We start from the raw sequence: 20,432 nt of genomic DNA on the forward strand, positions 1-20,432 counted from the left end.
AAGTAGCAGTACTAAGAGATCGATTCCATTCATACCTTATGACTCTTCAATAGATCACACTACAACAGTCAGCAAATCTTCACCCGGTGTAATAACTGTTTTATTGGTACCAATCACATCACTATAATTAGCCGTATTGGTAATAATTATCGGTGTTGTGCATTGATAACCTTCATTTTTTATTTGTTCAAAATCAAACTCAATCAATAGATCACCCTGTTTAACGGTTGCTCCTTCTTGCACCTTCACATCAAAGTATTTACCTTTTAGCTTCACGGTTTCTATACCGATATGAATCAAGACCTCAACACCCTCATCCGATACTACCGCAATACAATGACCTGTTCTGAAAATAGTGGATACAACTCCACTTACCGGTGAATAAAGCTTACCTTCTGTGGGTTCAATTGCAATCCCCTTGCCCATTGCTTCAGAAGCAAAGGCAGCATCATCTACTGAGGTTAACGGGATTACGTTACCAGCCAGAGGGCTTACAACGGTTGAACTTTTAACGGCGTGAGGGAGGATAACCTCGCTTTTTTCAGTATTCGTTTTTTCTTCTACAATATTCACTTTCTTTTTATCTTCATAACCAAATACCATGGTAATTACCATAGCCAATACAATGGTCACTCCTGCTATAATCGCTTGAACGGCCAGCGGAGAGAATGCAGGAAGACTTAATACGCTGACAAATGCGAAGACTTCCATCTTCACTTTGAAAAGACCACTAAGTGCTCCACCTACTCCGCCGGCAATGGTTACATAAATGAAAGTCCGTTTGTAACGAGTCAGCAATCCGTAAATAATAGGTTCTGTTACACCTGAAAGCGCGCCTGGTATAAATGTACTGCCGGCCAATGTTTTCAACTGTTTGTCCTTTGTTTTCAGGAAGATACCCAACGCTACACCCAGCTGCGCGAAGATGGCCATGCCGGCCATTGCATATATTGGATCTCCACCCTTAGCAATGTTCTCAAGAATAATTGGCACAAGTCCCCAGTGCAATCCGAGTACAGTCAAATACGTCCAAGCTATTCCCACAATTGCCCCTGTAACAATACCGCTTTTCGTACTGAGGAACAAAATAGCGTCTCCAATTAAATTCCCTACATTCACGCCAAACGGTCCGAAAGCCAAAATAGTTAACGGAACAATCACAATCAAACATAGCATAGGGACCAAGAACATCTGCAAATCCTTGTGTATAAACTTTCTTAGCTGCTTATCCAATAAAGCGTATATACAGATGGCGATAAAAATCGGAAACACGCTTGATGAATAGTCCGAAATTACTAAAGGAATACCTAAAAAATGTGGAGATTCAACACTTGCTAATCCCGTAATATTAGGTTCAAGTAAAGCCGCACCGATACTACCACCCACATAAGCATTAACACCCAGCCTAATCGATAACGTAATTCCTAAGAAAATGGGTAGAAAATAAAACACAGCATTACTAGCGCCGGCTAATACTTTGTAAGTTTCACTATCCGCACTTAGAACATGTAACGAAGCAAGTACGGTTAATAGCGCTTTCAACATACCCGCACCTGCTAAAGCACCAATCAGAGGCGAAAAGCTTCTAGAAATAACATCAAAAATCAAAGTCCCTATAGGTTTCTTTACCTTGTTCTCGCCAGAGTCACTGTTAGGGGATATGGATTTGGCAATTTCTTTATACACATCAGCAACATGGGTACCCACTATAACTTGAAACTGTCCCCCTTTGCTAACGACCCCAATAATCCCTTTCATTTTCTCCAAATTTTCTTTATCAGCTTTTTGCTCATCGTTAAGTGTGAATCTTAGTCGCGTGGCACAATGAATCACATTGTTAATATTTTTCTCCCCACCGACAGATTGAATAATGTCTTTACTTAGCTGTTCATAACTCATTTTTATACACCCCTCTGTAACAGATCAATTAATCACGGATATCAGGGAACACAAAAAAACCTAAATCACATCTATGTACGAGTGAGATTATCCCCGTAATCATAAATGAAACTTAGGTTTTGCCTGCTATGCAGTAGCAATCCTGATATCCGATTAATTTAATATTTACAAATTAACATGTTCAATTAATGATGTCAACAATAAACCAGTGTCTGTATAATATTGGATAACAAAAAAAGGCCCTGATAGATCAAGAATAACTCGATTATCAGGACTTTTTTTATTAGAACAGGCTTTGTCCGTTGGATTCAATTACTTCTTTGTACCAGTGGAAGGACTTCTTACGGTATCTCTCCAGTGTACCTGAACCATCATCATGACGATCTACATAAATGAAACCATAACGTTTCTTCAGCTCGGCGCTTGTTGCGCTAACCAAGTCGATGCAGCCCCAGCTTGTGTATCCCATAACTTCCACGCCATCAGCAATAGCTTCTGCTACTTGAACCAAATGATCTCGCAAATAATTGATCCGGTAATCGTCGTTTACGATCTTCTCACCGTTCCCGTCTACAACCAGCTGATCGACGGCGCCAAGGCCATTTTCCACGATAAACAGCGGTTTTTGGTATCGGTCATAGAATATATTCATCACATAACGCAAGCCCTGCGGATCGATCTGCCAACCCCATTCGCTCGCTTCCAGATACGGATTCGGTACCCCACCCAGCAGGTTTCCTTCTCCTCTGATCTGTTTCTCCGGATCGGCTGTTTCACATGTGCTCATATAGTAACTGAACGATATGAAATCCACGGTATGCTTCAGAATTTCTTCGTCCCCTGACTCGAAATGAATGTGAATTCCATTTTCCTTAAAGAACCGTTTCATATATCCTGGATAATAACCTCTGCTATGAACATCCGCAAAAAACATATTTTTGTGATCACTTTGCATCGCCTTGATCAAATCGTCCGGATGCGGAGTGAGCGGATAAATTGGCATGCTCAGCACCATGCAGCCTATTTTGAAATCAGGATTGATCTCATGGCCGATCTTCACCGCCAAAGCACTTGCAATGAACTCATGGTGAATGGCCTGATACAGATCCTGCTTACTCAATTTCTCCAATGGAGTATTGATTCCGCCACTCATAAATGGGAACTCTAGGATAGAATTGATCTCGTTGAAGGTCAGCCAGTATTTAACCTTATTCTTGTAACGATTAAAGATCGTTCTCACATAACGCTCGTAAAATTCCACCATCTTACGGTTAACCCATCCATCATACTCTCGTGCCAAATGCAGCGGTGTCTCATAATGGGAGATCGTAACTAGCGGTTCAATGCCGTATTTATGACACTCGTCGAACAGGTCGTCGTAGAACTGCAAGCCTTGTTCATTCGGCTCCAGCTCGTCCCCTTTCGGAAAAATCCGTGACCAGGCAATAGACGTCCGGAATACTTTAAAGCCCATTTCCGCAAACAGCTTAATATCTTCTTTATATCGGTGATAGAAATCGATACCAATTAACTTCATGTTATCGTCGGTAGGAACTTCTGTAGGCGCAGACTTAATGCCATGCGGCATGACATCTTGGGTAGACCAGCCTTTGCCATCATCCTGATACGCCCCTTCAAGCTGGTTAGCGGCTACAGCCCCACCCCATAGGAATCCTTCTGGAAATTGTAAGTTCATATTTCTTCCCGCCTTTGCTATTGTGATAGTATAGGTTTACTGCTCTAATCCGAATCCTAAACCTTGGAACGCGTTACATGTCAAGGATTAATCTTGCAAAGGAGATAAGCCGATGTCCACACTTGACGAAATTGCTAAGCTGTCGGGCTTTTCCAAAGCTACGGTATCCCGAGTCCTGAACGATTCTCCCCATGTCAGCAAGGAAACTAGGGAGAAAATTCTCGCCATTATGAAAGAGACGGACTATGTTCCCAATCGGAATGCCATATCTTTATCCAAAGGCCAAACCCAGCAAATCGGCATGATTACCTTAGACCTCAACGAGCTTATTTTGTGCTTCATGAACAGCTTCGTCGAAATTTCCGGCCATTACGGATATCAGACGATTATTTATACCACTGGTGGAGATAAACAAAAGGAACTTCAGGCCTTCGAGGATCTCAAACAAAAAAGAGTCGACGCTCTGCTTATTCTGACCGCTGTTAACGATAAAAATGTCATAACTTCCTACTGCAAATACGGCCCGATTGTGTCTTGGCAACGTATGGACCATCCTGAAATACCGTCAGTTGCCATGAACCAATATGACGGATATGCACTCGCTCTAGAGCATTTGATAGAGCGGGGTTATACGCGTATCGCTAATGCTTTTGGCCGCCCAAGCAGCATAAATACCCAGAGTAGACGACTAGCTTATGAGCAAATCATGACCAAATATAATCTTCCCATCGTTGAGAAATGGTATTACTCCACGATTTATGGAATCCGTGACGGAGAGCAATTGGTGCGAACCCTAATTGGACAACCCGATCAGCCGGATGCCATTCTGTGCTCCAATGATTTGGTGGCGGTGGGCGTTCTGAGCGAAGCACGTAGACAGCAGCTGGATGTGCCCCGTGATCTAGCCATCATTGGTTTTGATAATTCGGAGCTGTCACAGACACTCGGAATTACCACTGTTCGGAATCCGATTGCAGGACAGGCGGAGAACGCCTTTCTTCTGCTGGCTCCAACCCTGCTTGGACTGGATATGGAGCTGCAGCCCCTATCGTTCCAACTGATCGAACGGGAGACAACATAGGTTGCCCATTCCCAGAAGATTACGACTGTACATTCCATAAAAAAAAGTAAAATTGTATTGAAAATTATGATGAAAATGGGTGTTTTTTATGACAAATAATGTATTGAATCCTAGGGTTGATAAATTCTTAAGTAAAGCGAAACAATGGCGGGAAGAATATGAGCAGTTGAGAACGATCGTGCTTGATTGCGGGCTGACCGAAGATTATAAGTGGATGCATCCATGTTACACATTTGATGATAAAAACATAGTACTAATTCATGGATTTAAAGAATATTGTGCGCTTCTCTTTCACAAAGGTGCCTTGTTACAGGATCCCAATGGGATTCTAATTCAACAAACAGAAAATGTACAAGCAGCGCGCCAGATTCGGTTTACGAATGTGCAACAAATCGTTGAAATGGAAGCTGTTCTGAAAGCCTACATTCAAAATGCCATAGAAGTTGAAAAAGCGGGTTTGGAAGTCGAATTAAAAAAGAAAGAGGATTACCTCATTCCTGAAGAGCTTCAGACCAAATTCGCTGAACTTCCTGGCTTGAAAACTGCTTTTGAAGCCTTAACGCCTGGACGGCAAAACGCATATATTTATCATTTTTCTCAAGCGAAACAATCCAAAACCCGTGTATCCCGAATTGAAAAATTCATCCCGCAAATCCTTGAGGGTAAGGGATTAAATGATTAGCGTTGCTGACAATGAGTCAATTAAGCCTTAGGGTTTATTGGCTCTTTTTTTAAATTGTCTTCTTTTAACTGCTTGTAATAATCCTCAACAAAGGCCTTGAACTTTTTAGCGACATTAGTCATGTACCGGTTGGTATACCATGAGATTTCAATGGTGCGGGTACTTATGGGTTCTTCAATGGGAAGAAGCACAACAGAGGATCCTTGAGACCCCCCCCAAGTTACAGCGGGGATAAAAGAAACCCCTAGTCCCGAACGGACTAGACTGCGTACCATCGAAGGCTCATCGCATTCATAAATGATACGCGGAGCAAATCCGGCGGCGTGACAGAGAGAATCCGTCGTTTCGCGCAGCTGCTTGCCTATTTTCAAACTAATAAAACCGTCTTCCGCGAGTTCATTCAGACGTACACTTTTACGGGTTGCGAGCCTGTGCTCATTAGGAACCGCCAGCAGGATTTCTTCCGTTAATACCGGTGTGGACACTGTTCCTAGAATCTTGAGCGGAGTAGAAGAAATACACAAATCAAAAGCCGGATAACGTGAGATCTCCTGATCCTGCTGCAATAGCTTGAATTGAGCTTCCGGGTACTTCTGACGAAATAATGTGATCATATCCGGAAGCAAATAGGAACCCGCTTGGATAAAAATCACTACAGTTCCTGTCGGTCGCTCAGACAAGTCCAATAGCTCTGTTTTCCCCTCCTCTAACGTTTGTAGGGCTAAATTAACTTTCACAAGAAACCGCTTTCCATATTCATTTAATCGAATGTATTTTCCTGTGCGATCAAACAATTTGACGTTTAATTCGCCCTCAAGATTTTTGATCATTTTACTAATAGCAGGCTGTGAGATTTGGAGTATTTCGGCTGCCAGGGTCATATTCTCAAGCTTTGCAACCGTTTGAAAGTACCGAAGCGAAAGTAAATCCAACGAAACCACCTCTTCTATAACCTTAGAGTTATGTATTTTATATATAATAATATATTTTTCATCATCATAGCAGAACACTATAATAAAGAGAATTAAAAATACATAAGAATCTGCAGGAGAAAGGGGAACTATAAATGAGCACACGAGAACCCATGGAAGAAATTATTACAGTCTCCAGTGGTCAGCTTAAGGGCATACGTCTGCCAGCACTTGGGGCGATCGCATGGTTAGGGATTCCTTATGCGGAACCTCCCATAGATAAGCTCAGATGGAAAGCACCGCGTGAGATAGAACCTTGGACAGGTGTATTGCCTGCATGCCATTTTAATAATAGCAGTGTCCAATTCATTCAAGGGGAACCTGGCGGCAGTGAAGATTGCCTCTTTTTGAATATTTGGCGACCGGATCATGCCGAGGCAGGCTTACCCGTATTCGTCTTCCTCCACGGCGGCGGAAATATTGGGGGTTCGGGACGGGATTTTCAAGGTGGAGAATTGGCGTGTAAGACAAATAGTATAGTGGTTACAGTGAACTACCGTTTAGGAGCAATGGGATTTTTCCGGCATCCCTCACTCCGAACCGGGGACCCCTTGGATGACTCAGGAAATTACGGTCTCCTCGATGTTCTTCATGCGCTAAAGTGGCTGCACAATAACATTGTTTGCTTTGGGGGAAATCCAGGGAACATAACATTAGGGGGCCAGTCTGCAGGTGCAAGAAATGCATTAGCTGCTTACCTTTCACCTCTGGGCAGAGGGCTCTTTCATAAGCTTTTTATTATGAGCGGAGGTTTAACAACGGCTGTTACGGAGCAAAGCGAAGAAAAAGCAGCTGACATTTTAACAGAGTTATTAATAAAAACAGGAATGGTCAGCACTCAAGATGAGGCAAGAGTATGGATTTCCACACAATCTGCGGATAAGATTTCCGCCTTCCTATATCGTCAGAATGCCTTTCACTTTGTCAAAATCATTCGTGAGACGGGGCTTCAGATGGCTGCTTTTCCCCATTTGATCGAAGATGGGACGGTCATTCCTATTGGTGGCTTCGACAATCTAAATAACCGCGATCACCCTTCCCTGCCGATCATCCTTGGCAGCACTGCCAGCGAATTCTCCGAGTTCACTTTATGGGATACTCATTTCTTCTCCCTAGTGCAAAAGGAAGAGTTAGCCGGAAATCTGGAAGAAAAGAAGCTCTATGAAGCTGCAGTCCAATATGGGAGCGATCTGTATGCAGAATTTAATGTAGAGCAGACTACAGAGATATTATTAAGTGCGATTCCGGAGATGCCCATCTATGCTTACCGCTTCGCCTGGGGGTTAAGAGACGGAGTGATCGATCCTTACATCCGTTTTCTTATGGGTGCCCCGCATGGTGCAGACATCCCCTTCTATACAGGTGACTTTTCCGGTGTCCAGGAAAGATTTCCTGCGGATGTAATTTCCGAGCATAACGAGCCTGGGCGTAACATGCTCTCTTCCCTAATGAGGGACTATTTACGGCATTTCCTATATACCGGTAATCCTAATGCTGAGGGACAACCTGCTTGGCAACGATACACCCCTAATCCCCGGTCTGCGGAAATTCTCTGGTTAGATGCTAGCCAGGATCAAACTATTGTTCAATCCGTCTGCAAACTTGTAAAAAAAGATATCCTGTCCCAAATGGACAATGATCCCCGTTTAGCAGCAGAACAGCGCAATTGGCTAAAAAACAATTTATTTGCGGGACGTTTTTTCTGGTAAGATAAATGATTGTAGAATTCACGTAGAGGAAGGAACATGCTGTTGTGCTAACTTACTTACTGCTCTTAGTCATCGGGCTAGCAGCTGGCATTTCCGGTTCATTGGTCGGACTTGGCGGCGGGTTCATCGTTGTGCCTGCGTTGGCTTTCCTTTTTCCTGATATGGAGCCTTCACATCTGGCTGGAACATCAATGGCGATGCTGCTTTTCAACTCCATCTCAAGTACTTATGTGTACGCAAAGCAGAAGAGAATCGATTATCAAGCAGCGCTCACCTTCGCCGCCGTTTCGATTCCGGGTTCAGTAATAGGTGCACTCTTTACCAAGCAAATGGGCGGGAGAATGTTTTTCGTAAGCTTCGGTATTTTCTTAATCCTTGTCGCTTTATTGCTCTTGTTCAAGCCGAACAAACCCATCCATTGGCCTTTCAAACCAACCGTGAAGCGAAGCTTTTCCGATAATAGCGGTGCTCATTTCGAATATGCTTATCATATGCCTACCGGCATAATCATCAGTTTTCTTGTTGGCTTTGTAGCAAGCCTATTTGGGATTGGCGGCGGGAGTCTTATGGTTCCGACAATGACCTTACTTCTCGGCTTTGCCCCCCATATCGCTGTTGCAACTTCTATGCTTCAAATTTTCCTGTCAGCTATCGTAAGCACCACAACACATGCCTTTTTATTGAATGTTGAATGGTTTATGGTGTTAGCCCTAGCACCTGGCGCAATTATCGGCGGTCAAATTGGCGCACGCCTGGCAAAACGCCTTCCTGCCAAGCTGCTTTTAAAGCTATTAGCCGTTTTTCTCATCATCGTTTCGCTTCGTTTGATGATGAAAGGGTAGGTCATTATGTAAAAAGTCCTGATGGATCAAGAGTTTCTTGATCCTCAGGACTTTTTTATTGTGACTGTGGGACTGATTCCTTGATATCAACGACATTTCAAATTGCAGGGCAGAAACGGATCCCCTCTTCTATCATAATTTAGCCCCCCATAAATAAGAGACTTGGCCAATCCTATCGAATTTTAAGTCTCTTCAGGATTTCTTTAGAATTCCCCCACCTAATTCCTCAGTTTTTTTAGTTAAGATTTCTGTATTGAAGTAAGCGAAGGAGGCGGCATATTGGCCAGTAATACCATCTTAGAGCTAATCAATCAGTATGGATATCTGATTTTTTATCTTGCTTTCACGTTAGGCCCTTTTGGAATTCCAATCCCTAATGAAATTACAATCCTCACTGGAGCTACCCTAAGCCACATGGGGATTATCAATTCCTGGATGACTTATTTCTGCATTTTATCAGGGCTATTAACGGCCTTTACGGTTGCCTACTTTGCAGGTAAATTCTTTGGGCAAAAGCTGAAGTGCAAATTTGAAGCTAATAGACATTTTAAAAAAGCAGAGCAGATTCTAAAAAAACGTGGGCGTACAGCTATGTATATCGGCATGTTTATTCCAGTTGTACGTTACATCATTCCCATGTTGATCGGGCTCAGCGGTACAAGCTATAAACGATTTGCCCTTATTTCATATCCCAGTGCTTTAAGTTGGACCTTACTGTTCTTTTTTGTAGGAACGTACTTTGGAGATCACATCCTATCAAAATTAATAAACATCTAAATCAATTCTAAAATTATGGAGGAATTCCGAATGAGCTTCAATGAAAAACTCTTATTTTTAAGAAGTTTTATTCATGATCCAAAACAGGTAGGCAGTGTTACCCCGAGTTCCCGGTTTCTGGCACACAGCATGGTTAACCAAGCCCCTTGGCATGAAGTTAAAGCAGTCGCTGAACTTGGATCAGGTACAGGTGCAATCACCCGTGTAATCAATACTAAGGTAACTAGTACAACGAAAGTGTTACTATTTGAGATGGATAAAACCATGAGGCATAACCTGAAGACAAGCTATCCGGACTTTTCCTGTTATCATAATGCTGCTAGTTTAGTAGAAACAATTAAAAGTTCACATATTCATCAGTTGGATTGTATTTTTAGTGGGCTGCCCTTTTTCAATTTTGAGCCCGAATTAAGAAATACATTGGTTGAACAGATCTACCAATCCCTTAAACCTGAGGGATTATTTATCGCCTTTCAGTATTCACTTCAAATGAAGAAGCAACTCTCCGAATATTTTAATATTGATACAATAAAATATGTGCCATTTAATTTTCCTCCCGCTTTCGTCTACGTCTGTCGTAAAAGGGAAACATAATAAAATAAATATAGAAGAGGGGCAGCGTCCATTGAATACTATTCTTGTTGCAGATGATGATTCTGAAATTCGAGATGTGATTCATGTTTACTTAAGAAATGAAGGTTACCAAGTGCTTGAAGCTGCAGATGGTCAAGAGGCGTTGAGTACAATACAAACAACATCCATTCAACTGGTTATCCTGGATGTGATGATGCCTCAAATGGACGGTATCACAGCCTGTCTCAAAATTAGGGAAATATCAAATATCCCAATTATTATGCTCTCAGCCAAGCAAGAGGACATTGATAAAATCACAGGTCTAACTACCGGGGCAGACGATTACATGATCAAACCGTTTAATCCACTGGAACTACTGGCCCGTGTAAAAGCTCAGTTACGGCGTCAGTCCTTAATTGGAAAGGAAGAATTCAACTCTCTGCTTATAATTAAAAACCTGATCATAGATAAAAATAAACATTCCGTAAAGTTAAATGGAATTGAAGTTTCATTAACTCCACTAGAGTTTGCGATTTTAACCCTGCTTGCAAGCCGGCCTGGGCAAGTTTATAGTTCGGAGCAAATTTACGAGAGTGTATGGAAAGAGCCTTACGGATATTCTGACAATACCGTAATGGTTCATATTCGTAACTTAAGAGAAAAATTAGAGGAAAATCCAAGAGAACCTCTGTATATTAAGACAGTCTGGGGAGTTGGTTACAAAGTTGATTAAAATCATACGAAATCTACAAATAAATAAACGCATTCAATCCAATATCTTAATCAGGATGGTGTTGAGTTTCATAATTACCATTGCGATAAATACCTCACTTAGCATCTTGTTCTTTCATTTTGGAAATGCAACAAAATTGGATTGGGTGTTCAATTTTCTTGCCTACCTTCTTACTCCGATGTTTTTCATTATTTTCGTTATTACATTTTTTACATTGACCCGGCGAATCGTCAAAGATTTAATTGCGCTGGAACAAGGACTTCAGATTATATCCGAAGGTAATTTGAGTTATCGGGTAAATGTTGTGCGCCAAGATGAACTAGGACTGGTGGCTTTGAACATCAACCGGATGGCAGAGCGCTTAGAGCAACAGATCATCAAGGAACGCGAAATAGAAAAATCCAAGATGGAGATGATCACGGGGATTTCACACGACTTACGCACCCCTCTTACAAGTATTATCGGGTATATTGAGCTTTTACGTACAGAATCGTACCAAGATAAAAAAGAATACACACGTTTTATTCAAAACACCTATAACAAGGCGCTTCATTTGAAGAAACTCCTTGATGATTTGTTTGAATATACCCGACTTAATTCGGTGGATTCCCGTTTAAATCTGGAGAGAATCGATTTGTCGCAGCTTTTGAATCAATTGTTATTCGAATTCGAACCGATCGCTCAAGAAAACAATGTCCACCTTATAAAAGATATAGATAAGAATCCAATCCTCACCTTAATCGACAGTGAGAAAATAGCCAGAGCCATAGATAATCTACTTATGAACGCCTTAAAATATTCCATCAGCCCGGGAAGCATTAGCATACGAATTACAACTGATTCTGAACACTGTACCATTGAGATTGAAAATAAAGGAACTCCCCTCTCACAGGATCAAGAAAACCGTCTATTTGACCGATTTTATAAGGTTGACCACTCAAGAAAAAGCCAGGGAATTCAAACCGGAGCAGGACTTGGTCTTTCGATAGCTAGGAATATTGCTGAGTTGCACAAGGGTACTTTAACGCTTAAACACACTCATGACGTCTTCACATTCCAACTGAGATTGCCTTTCGGAGAGGATTGCTAATTGATTATGTCTGAATACTTACTTTTCTTACAAGGCTTCCTCAAAGATCCAAAGCGGGTAGGAAATATTCTACCCAGTTCGCAATTATTAGCCAATAAAATAGTCCAGTCTGTACAATGGCATAATGTAAATGCCGTTGCAGAGCTTGGAGCTGGTACAGGTGCTATTACACATCTCATGACATCACAATTAACGAATTCTACAAAAGTGCTTTTGTTTGAGCGGAATAAAAAAATGAGAGAACACTTAAAAGCAATTTATCCGGAATGCATTTTCCATTCCAACGCCAGCTACTTACTCAAGAAATTGAATCAGGAAGGCATCCGTGAGTTAGATTGCATAATTTGCGGATTACCATTTTTTAATTTTTCAATTGAAATGCGTGACAAAATCCTACATCAGATTGTTAAGTCACTTAAACCAGGCGGAATTTTAGTTGCATATCAGCACTCGCTGCACATGAAAAAAAGATGGGCTAAACAACTACTTATTGAGAAAATTGAATTTGTGCCTTACACTTTCCCTCCAACATTCGTATATATTTGTCGTAAAAAAGAATGACACATGAATATTCGGAAAACAGTAATTTCTAAAGAATGTATAAGTATTGAGAATGGAAATGACCAGGCCAATATGCAGCCAATACTGTTGCAGGATTATAAAAAAGTCCTGATGATCAAGATTATCTTGATCATCAGGACTGGATTTAGTGTGAGAAAACTACGTTACAAACGGTGACAATTTATCCCCGCTGTCTCATGCCCTCAAACAGCAAAATCGTCGCCGCCATTGCGGCGTTCAGCGATTCCGCGCGGCCTGCCATCGGGATGATGATACTCTTGTCCACGAGTCGCGCCGTTTCCGGCGAGATGCCTTTTCCTTCGCTGCCAATCAGCAGCCACTGGCTGCCCTGAAAATCGTGCTCATAGCACGATTCTTCTCCCTGCAGCGAAGTACTCACCAGCAGCGCCCCATTTTCCCGGGCCTGTGGCAAAATCTCACTTAACTCTCCCTCCACCACCGGAAGATGGAACATCGAGCCCATCGTGGACCGGATGGTCTTCGGATTATAGAGGTCGGCACAGCCTTGTCCGAGGATCACTCCGTCTGCTCCCGCTGCATCCGCACTGCGGATGATGGTGCCGACATTGCCGGGATCCTGCACGCCGTCCAGCACAACCACAAGGCTATCCTTCTTCGCTAGGATAGCTTCTACAGCCTGCTGTTCCTTCCGCACGATGGCGAACACCGGCTGCGGCGTATTGGTGCTGCTGCATTTTGAGATGATCGCCGCCGAAACGCCAATCACTTCCATTCCCTGAACGGCCTGAAGCAGCCCCTTAAGTTCAGCAGGCATTCCTTTGTCGAGGTCATAAGCTAGGCATTCCACATCTGCTTCAGCCAGCAGTGCTTCTTGAACCAGATGAACGCCCTCTACGATATATTTACGAGCCTTGTCACGATGCTTTTTCTCCTGTAACCCGGCCCACTCTTTAACCCGCGTATTTTGCGGAGACATGATTTCCATAAAGTCTTCCTTTCTTCTGCCTTGCCATTTATTCTTTGTTCCTACTGATACGCCATCTCCAGCTTAGTCAAATTATCCTTATGCCCAACAATAACAAGGATATCGCCATCGATCAGGCGATCCTCTGCACGGGGAGAGATGTTCATTTCTTCACCTTGGCGGATGGCCATTACGTTGCAGCCAAATCTTGCGCGGATGTCGAGCTCCTGTAGATTTTTTCCGAGCATCGGTCCGGATACCTTCATATCCAGAATACTGTAGTCCGGCGACAGCTCAATATAATCCAATATATTAGGCGAAGCAAGATGATGCGCAACCCGCATTCCCATATCCCGTTCAGGATAAATCACCTTGTCCGCACCAATTTTGCTTAATACTTTGCCGTGCAGTTCACCTTTGGCTTTTGCCAGAATTGCAGGCACACCCAGGTCTTTTAGGATAAGTGTTGTCAGGATGCTAGCTTGTATGTCCTCGCCAATGGCTACAACCACCACATCAAAATTGCGAATACCAAGGGCACGCAGCGCCTCCTCATCCGTGGAATCTGCAGATACGGCATGAGTTACAATACTTGAAATTTCCTGTGTTCGCTGCTCGTCAGCATCAATCGCAAGTACATCAAACCCCATGCCGCTGAGCGCCTTAGCAACACTAGATCCGAAACGCCCCATACCGATGACGGCATATTGTTTTTTGGCCATGTCTATGTACCTCCCGTAGCATTCTATATCTCAAACAGTATAGCATAAGCCAAGAAGAAACGTCATTGCCGTCCTTATGGATGACAACCGTTTCTCGTAGGAATATAAGGATGATATATATGTGTCAAACTTATACTATCTTATATTTGGACAAAAACTTGAATTTCCAGCACCTTTGCAGGGCACATTATAACGAGGTCAATATCACTATATTTTCAAAAAAAGGAGGTACATTATGCCCGTTACCATTGACTTGCGCCAGGCGATTATTCATAAAGTGCACGGTCAATCTGAAGAGGATTTACGTCATATGATTGAAGGCTCTGTGGACGGTCCGGAGGCAGCACTCCCGGGACTTGGCGCCGTGTTCGAAATGATCTGGAAGGATTTAGATCCCGCTAAGCAAGATAGGTTGGTTACCATGCTACATGATCACCTGGAGACTATTACCCCTGGGGATATCACATCGTAAACTGACCGCAACTAGTCAAAAACCTCCGCTCACCATGGTGTAACTTCACCTATGGAGGCGGAGGTTTTATTATTACATTCAGAAAGTTATAGCGTCCTAATTATAGTAATGCTTTTGGAGCCATTTCCAGGAATTTAGCTGTCGGGTTCTTATCCATCGCTGTCCGCATAGCATATTCGTTCTCGAACAACACGACAAAATTGCCCTTCTTATCCGTCACCAACGTTGAGTTGATTCTGAATTTGCTCGCATCCGGCTTAGTTTCATCTACGATCCAACGTGCAAACTGGTACGGCATTCTCTGCAACTGAACATCCACACCATATTCACCCTTCATGCGGTACTCAAACACTTCAAACTGCAGTTGTCCAACTACGCCAAGCAAAATATCGTCAAAGTTGACCGTGCGGAACACCTGGATCATGCCCTCTTCAGTCAGCTGATCGACACCCTTCTGGAACTGCTTCGATTTCAATGCATTTTTAATACTCACTTTAGCAAAAATCTCTGGTGAGAACGTTGGCAGCTCATCGAATTCCATATCTCCTGCTTGGCTCAAGGTATCACCAATTCTAAAAATACCTGGATCAAACAGACCGATGATATCTCCCGGATAAGCTTCCTCTACGATATCGCGGTCCTGCGCCAAAAATTGCTGTGGTTGCGCCAGCTTGATATCTTTACCGGCACGTACATGCTTCACGCTCATACCCCGTTCGAATTTCCCGGACACAATACGCAGGAAAGCAATCCGGTCACGGTGAGCCGGGTTCATGTTCGCTTGAATTTTGAACACATAACCAGTGAATTTCTCATTCGTTGGTTCTACTACCCCTATAGTACTGCGGCGTGGTTCAGGCTTCGGTGCCAGATCCAAGAAATTATCGAGGAAAGTCTGTACACCAAAATTGTTGATCGCACTGCCAAAGAACACAGGTGTGAGTTCACCACTTAATACTTTTTCATAGTCAAAAGCATCGCCTGCTACATCCAGCAGCTCCAGATCCTGACACAGTTGATCATGCAGATACTCTCCAGCCATTTCACGAATGATTGGATCACGGTATCCGTCAACCTTTTGAACCTTGATTACGGAGTGATCGTCACCTTGGAATAGCTCTACCTGATTTTTCATCCGGTCATATACGCCGCATAGCTCACGTCCACTACCGATCGGCCAGTTCATTGGCACAGAACGAATACCAAGAACCTGCTCCAGCTCTTCCATCAGATCAAACGGGCTACGTCCTTCACGGTCCAGCTTGTTAATAAAGGTAAAGATCGGAATACCCCGTTTAGCACATACCTGAAACAGTTTGGTGGTTTGGGCTTCCACACCTTTTGCCACGTCAATAAGCATGACCGCACTATCCGCTGCAGTTAGGGTACGGTAGGTGTCCTCACTGAAGTCTTGGTGACCCGGTGTATCCAAAATGTTCACGCGATGATTCAAATAATCAAACTGCATCACGGAAGACGTTACAGAAATCCCCCGCTGCTTCTCAATTTCCATCCAGTCACTCGTCGCATGCTTATTCGCTTTACGGGCCTTAACCGTTCCCGCCAGACGGATCGCGCCACCGAATAACAGCAGTTTCTCCGTTAAAGTTGTTTTACCCGCATCCGGGTGGGAAATGATCGCAAAGGTTCTGCGTCTATCCACTTCCTTTTGCAGCTTCTGATCTATTGCTTTGTTCATTACACATATCCCTTCATATATAAAATTCCTGCTTCTGCTTCAATTACACTGGGGTTCATCAAATCGGTGCTCTGCTCATTGTTCATACCCCTTCATTTCTGAATGAATAGCTCTTAGGTCTAGCTCCAGTCCGCTTCAAGTGAAAGCATCCTCTAAAGTATATCAAAATCCGGCAGACATTATCTACTAAAAAGCGCGTGCCGCAAAATATCTCCCAAATGGTCTGGATTATGATCCCCACATATCATCGCTCAAGAAAATAGATGTATTTCCTACACTTACTTGAAGTATTAGCATTTTCATTAGCCTTTAGTTGCATTTGATGCAATTAAAAATAAGTTGTGCACGCTTTTCCGCCTTATCCGGTGATTATAGTTGCAGAAAATACATCTAAAAGACTAATCACAACGAGATAAGCGATTTTAATTGTACAAAGTGCAGTTATTAGAACAGTGCCCAGATCCCCCAAACACCGTCTGAAGTCCGATCTTTTAGATCTTAGCATTACAAAAAATCTCCCTGCATCCTCTGCAGGGAGATAGCATTAACTCAAGGTTTAGTTATTCTTCAGCCAAACCACATTATCTTCATCTTGGCCGTTTACAGGCCACCAATGGAAACCTTCTTTAGCAAGCAGTTCATCTGCTTCCACTGGACCCCAAGAGCCAGCAGGATAAGAAGATAAGTCGCTAGACTCTTCGCTCCATGCTTTCGCAATACGATCCACGAATGACCATGCCGAGGATACCTCATCCCAACGAGTGAAATAAGTGGAATCGCCGCGTGCGGCATCATGTAACAAGCGCTCATATGCTTCCGGAGAATTGATTCCAACCAGGCAGCTCTGACAGAAGTCCATAGCCAGCGGTTGAATCTCAGACTCCGAACCCGGTTTCTTGGCATTAATCTTTACATAAATGCCTTCCATTGGGTTCACACGGATTACAAGGAGGTTAGGCTCGAGTTTATGCTTTTGTCCCAAATAAACGTTGGTTGGCATACCTTTGAACTCAACTACCACTTCCGTCGTCTTCACTGGGAGACGTTTACCTGTACGGATGTAGAAAGGAACTCCAGCCCAGCGGAAGTTATCTACAAATACACGGGCAGCAAAATACGTCTCTGTATTCGACTCAGGGTCAACCTTATCTTCCTGACGGTAAGCAGGAAGGGTTTTGCCTTGGTGTAAGCCTTGAATATATTGTGCTCTTACGACATTCTCACGCACCTCATCAGATGTCGCATAAGGACGAAGGGAACGAAGTACCTTCACTTTCTCATCACGAATATCTTCTGCGAGCAGACGGCTTGGTGGTTCCATAGCAATCATAGTCAGCAGTTGCAGTATATGATTCTGGCCCATGTCCCGTAAGGCTCCCGCATGGTCATAGTAACCACCGCGTTCTTCTACACCTACGGTTTCGCCAAGTGTAATTTGAATATTGGCAATATGTTTATTATTCCAGAGCGGTTCGAAAAAAGCATTAGCAAAACGAATCACTTCGATATTCTGTACCATTTCTTTACCAAGATAGTGGTCAATCCGGTAAATTTCCTCTTCTTTGAAGACCTGACGAATCTGTTCGTTCAGCTGTTCAGCCGACTCCAGATTATAACCAAAAGGCTTCTCAATTACGAGGCGATTCCAACCCGTACTATCCAGCATCCCGCCAGCTTTAAGATTGAAGGAGACACTGCCGAACAATTCAGGCGCCAGCGCAAGATAGAACATCCGATTGCCCGGAATACTGAATTTCTCTTCAAGAACTTCAGTTTGTGCTCTTAGCTCGCGGAAACCATCAATATTGTTAATGTCCAGAGATTTGTATTCGAAATGCTGTACAAACTCATTCCATTCGCTTTCTTCTCCCGCTTTGTAACGGCAGAATTCAAGGATGGATTCCTTCACATCACTTCTAAATTCTTCCTGAGTACGCGGGCGCCGCGCCACGCCAATTACCGCAAAATCTTGTGCCAGCTTACCTTCACGGTACAAGCTGTAAATCGCCGGGAAAAGCTTACGCCGGGCTAAGTCTCCGGTTGCCCCAAAGATAAAAAAGACAGCACCGGGTGTATGCAGTGCATCAAGGGTTTGATTTTCAGCCATGGCTCCTCATCTTTCTGTATGTAATATAGTTTATTGACATGCTCAGCGTCGATACTAACATAAGGTGAATAACGACGTTATGTCATTTTAGCATATTCCTAAAAAGGATGCTATCACATTCCTGACAAATACTCTCGGGATTTCGCAAATTTCAATTAATATTTCTTATTATTAACTATATCTGCGCTTATATAAGAGAAAAATGTCAATATTCGATGGTTATTAAAGGAAAGCCTATAGTTACGCGGTTTGTCCCCTTCTGATCTTCATGATGCACTGCGATTTGGGCAGAAACTAACTGATTTCCACTCATCACAGAGCGATTCAAATTAGGAATCGAATACGTACGGCTAACCGTTGAGATATCCTTGTAGCTTTCTCCTCCGGTCACAGCTTCAAACTGTTCATCCATTAATGACTCCGTCTGTGCTAGAACTTTTTCAGGTGCTCCCTGTTCTTGCGCGCTTCCTTGAAGGGATACATTCCATTCCGCCTTAATTTTATTCTGTTCAAGAATCATACTTACTTCACGAGCAGCCGCTTGAAAGCCAGCTTCATTTTGCAGATCAGCCGTATCTAACGTTACAATCACATAACTGTTTCCTGCACTAAGCTCACTCCAAAATAAGGAGAGCCGCGATTCATATGGTTTTACAGCTTCTGTACGATAAGTCATATGTCCATCTTCCTCAGTACCTGACGGTACATTCAATCCGAGACTTGTGCTTAACTCAGCAACTTCGGCAGACAGATCCGCGTAACTGCTGCTTTCTCCCTGCCACTTTAACACTAAACGCAGCGGTGAATCAGAAACGGTTGTTTCTTTTCCGAGATCTATTAAACTCACAAGAGCATGATTCAGTTCGGCTCCTGTTGAAGCTTGGTTATCGCCCTCATCAAGAACGGGTGAATTCGCTTTAACACTTTGCAGATTAACTAGCAGAGCCGCAGCGCAGCACACGATTATCATTATAAAAAAAGTCCCTTTTTTTGTTCCGTTGTTCAGCTTCATCTTCCGCATATGTCATTCTCCCTTCGAACCTCTCTAGCAATCTACTAGACAGTATGTTCGAATTAGGAGATTCTATACCTGAAATATTCCCACAAAGAGAGGGATTTGCTTCAATGCGTACTCAGATACTTTGCGGAGGCCCCAAAACTACTTTCTTGTACAATAAAAAGGACTGAAGCAGAGGCTTCAGTCCTTTGTTGTTATTCAGCTAGTCCATTTTTATATGCATAAATTGCTGCTTGGGTCCGGTCTTCTACGCCCAGCTTCGCGAGAATATTCGTCACATGAAATTTCACAGTTTTGATTCCAATAATTAGTTGATCGGCAATATCCTGATTGGATTTACCTTGCGCCAACAGACGTAATACTTCCATCTCGCGCTCCGTAAGCTCTTTATAAGCAGGTGATTCTCCTTTTGCATTGTTTCTAAAACGGTTCATCATTTTAGAGGCCACCTGTGACTCAAGCACGGACTGTCCTCTTGCCGCAGCGCGGATCGCATCCGCCACTTCACTGGCCCGCGAAGTCTTCAGCAGGTAACTAAAAGCACCCGCTTCAATAACAGGATACATCTTTTCATCGTCCAAATAGCTTGTAAGAACAATAACTTTGATCTCTGGGTACTGCTTCATCAGCTGTTTAGTCGTTTCTATGCCATCCATCCCATCCATTACGAGATCCATTAAGACCACATCGGGATTGTACTCCTGAGCCAGCCGAATACCTTCTTCTCCACTTCCAGCTTCACCTACGACCTCAATTCCATCCTCGGTACCTAAAACAGCTGCTAGTCCGATCCGTACCATTTCATGATCATCTACGAGTAGTACTTTAATCGCTTCCTCCATCTCCATGGTTAC

Annotated in this window: 19 protein-coding genes; 10 read left to right on the forward strand and 9 right to left on the reverse strand. The window is 43.2% G+C overall.

Annotated features, from left to right (window positions below):
* Positions 1-54: 54 nt before the first annotated feature.
* Positions 55-1,899 (reverse strand): beta-glucoside-specific PTS transporter subunit IIABC, encoded by a 1,845-nt coding sequence (locus tag MKY14_RS17365; protein WP_339244942.1) that lies wholly within the window; start codon positions 1,897-1,899, stop codon positions 55-57.
* Between the two features lie 283 nt (positions 1,900-2,182).
* On the reverse strand, positions 2,183-3,595 hold the full coding sequence (locus tag MKY14_RS17370) for a glycoside hydrolase family 1 protein (protein WP_076130319.1): 1,413 nt from the start codon (positions 3,593-3,595) through the stop codon (positions 2,183-2,185).
* Between the two features lie 112 nt (positions 3,596-3,707).
* Between MKY14_RS17370 and MKY14_RS17375 the strand changes: the two genes are divergently transcribed.
* A complete protein-coding gene (locus MKY14_RS17375; RefSeq protein ID WP_340976974.1) occupies positions 3,708-4,676 on the forward strand; it encodes a LacI family DNA-binding transcriptional regulator in 969 nt (322 codons plus the stop codon).
* An 88-nt stretch (positions 4,677-4,764) separates the two neighbouring features.
* Positions 4,765-5,358, forward strand: coding sequence for a YdeI/OmpD-associated family protein (locus MKY14_RS17380; protein WP_076098816.1), 594 nt, complete (start codon positions 4,765-4,767; stop codon positions 5,356-5,358).
* Positions 5,359-5,378: 20 nt separating this feature from the next.
* Here the strand turns inward: MKY14_RS17380 and MKY14_RS17385 are convergent, their stop codons facing one another.
* On the reverse strand, positions 5,379-6,290 hold the full coding sequence (locus MKY14_RS17385; protein ID WP_340976975.1) for a LysR family transcriptional regulator: 912 nt from the start codon (positions 6,288-6,290) through the stop codon (positions 5,379-5,381).
* A 134-nt stretch (positions 6,291-6,424) separates the two neighbouring features.
* Here MKY14_RS17385 and MKY14_RS17390 point away from each other — a divergent pair, with 134 nt between their 5' ends.
* The 7 genes from MKY14_RS17390 to MKY14_RS17420 all read left to right on the forward strand — a co-directional run bounded on the left by MKY14_RS17390 (position 6,425) and on the right by MKY14_RS17420 (position 12,614).
* Positions 6,425-8,038, forward strand: coding sequence for a carboxylesterase family protein (locus MKY14_RS17390; RefSeq protein WP_340976976.1), 1,614 nt, complete (start codon positions 6,425-6,427; stop codon positions 8,036-8,038).
* Between the two features lie 44 nt (positions 8,039-8,082).
* Complete coding sequence (locus MKY14_RS17395; RefSeq protein WP_076098819.1) at positions 8,083-8,880, forward strand: sulfite exporter TauE/SafE family protein; 798 nt, start codon at positions 8,083-8,085, stop codon at positions 8,878-8,880.
* 279 nt (positions 8,881-9,159) lie between these two features.
* Positions 9,160-9,657, forward strand: coding sequence for a DedA family protein (locus MKY14_RS17400; protein ID WP_076220537.1), 498 nt, complete (start codon positions 9,160-9,162; stop codon positions 9,655-9,657).
* Between the two features lie 30 nt (positions 9,658-9,687).
* A complete protein-coding gene (locus MKY14_RS17405) occupies positions 9,688-10,251 on the forward strand; it encodes a class I SAM-dependent methyltransferase (protein WP_076144587.1) in 564 nt (187 codons plus the stop codon).
* A 31-nt stretch (positions 10,252-10,282) separates the two neighbouring features.
* Positions 10,283-10,963 (forward strand): response regulator transcription factor, encoded by a 681-nt coding sequence (locus MKY14_RS17410; protein WP_036685458.1) that lies wholly within the window; start codon positions 10,283-10,285, stop codon positions 10,961-10,963.
* Positions 10,964-11,018: 55 nt separating this feature from the next.
* The gene (locus tag MKY14_RS17415) at positions 11,019-12,053 is read left to right on the forward strand and encodes a sensor histidine kinase (RefSeq protein ID WP_340977060.1); all 1,035 of its coding nucleotides are present in this window, start codon (positions 11,019-11,021) and stop codon (positions 12,051-12,053) included.
* Between the two features lie 6 nt (positions 12,054-12,059).
* The gene (locus tag MKY14_RS17420; protein WP_081383349.1) at positions 12,060-12,614 is read left to right on the forward strand and encodes a class I SAM-dependent methyltransferase; all 555 of its coding nucleotides are present in this window, start codon (positions 12,060-12,062) and stop codon (positions 12,612-12,614) included.
* A 181-nt stretch (positions 12,615-12,795) separates the two neighbouring features.
* On the opposite strand, the gene MKY14_RS17425 is transcribed toward MKY14_RS17420, so the two are convergent.
* Positions 12,796-13,581 (reverse strand): TrmH family RNA methyltransferase, encoded by a 786-nt coding sequence (locus MKY14_RS17425; RefSeq protein ID WP_036685514.1) that lies wholly within the window; start codon positions 13,579-13,581, stop codon positions 12,796-12,798.
* 41 nt (positions 13,582-13,622) lie between these two features.
* Complete coding sequence (locus MKY14_RS17430) at positions 13,623-14,282, reverse strand: potassium channel family protein (protein WP_036685517.1); 660 nt, start codon at positions 14,280-14,282, stop codon at positions 13,623-13,625.
* A 235-nt stretch (positions 14,283-14,517) separates the two neighbouring features.
* Between MKY14_RS17430 and MKY14_RS17435 the strand changes: the two genes are divergently transcribed.
* On the forward strand, positions 14,518-14,754 hold the full coding sequence (locus MKY14_RS17435) for a small acid-soluble spore protein SspI (protein WP_076130310.1): 237 nt from the start codon (positions 14,518-14,520) through the stop codon (positions 14,752-14,754).
* Positions 14,755-14,854: 100 nt separating this feature from the next.
* On the opposite strand, the gene MKY14_RS17440 is transcribed toward MKY14_RS17435, so the two are convergent.
* From MKY14_RS17440 to MKY14_RS17455, 4 genes are all read right to left on the reverse strand, one after another.
* Positions 14,855-16,453: a peptide chain release factor 3 gene (locus MKY14_RS17440; RefSeq protein ID WP_076184819.1), complete on the reverse strand. Its 1,599-nt coding sequence runs from the start codon at positions 16,451-16,453 to the stop codon at positions 14,855-14,857.
* A gap of 556 nt (positions 16,454-17,009) precedes the next feature.
* On the reverse strand, positions 17,010-18,560 hold the full coding sequence (zwf, locus tag MKY14_RS17445; protein WP_036685526.1) for a glucose-6-phosphate dehydrogenase: 1,551 nt from the start codon (positions 18,558-18,560) through the stop codon (positions 17,010-17,012).
* 205 nt (positions 18,561-18,765) lie between these two features.
* Entirely contained in the window at positions 18,766-19,581 is an 816-nt protein-coding gene (locus MKY14_RS17450) for a YwmB family TATA-box binding protein (RefSeq protein ID WP_076184820.1), read from the reverse strand.
* A gap of 191 nt (positions 19,582-19,772) precedes the next feature.
* The gene (locus tag MKY14_RS17455) at positions 19,773-20,426 is read right to left on the reverse strand and encodes a response regulator (RefSeq protein ID WP_036685532.1); all 654 of its coding nucleotides are present in this window, start codon (positions 20,424-20,426) and stop codon (positions 19,773-19,775) included.
* Positions 20,427-20,432: the final 6 nt, after the last annotated feature.

Origin of the sequence: Paenibacillus sp. FSL R5-0887, assembly GCF_038002305.1 — a bacterium.
Lineage (GTDB): Bacteria > Bacillota > Bacilli > Paenibacillales > Paenibacillaceae > Paenibacillus_AQ > Paenibacillus_AQ odorifer.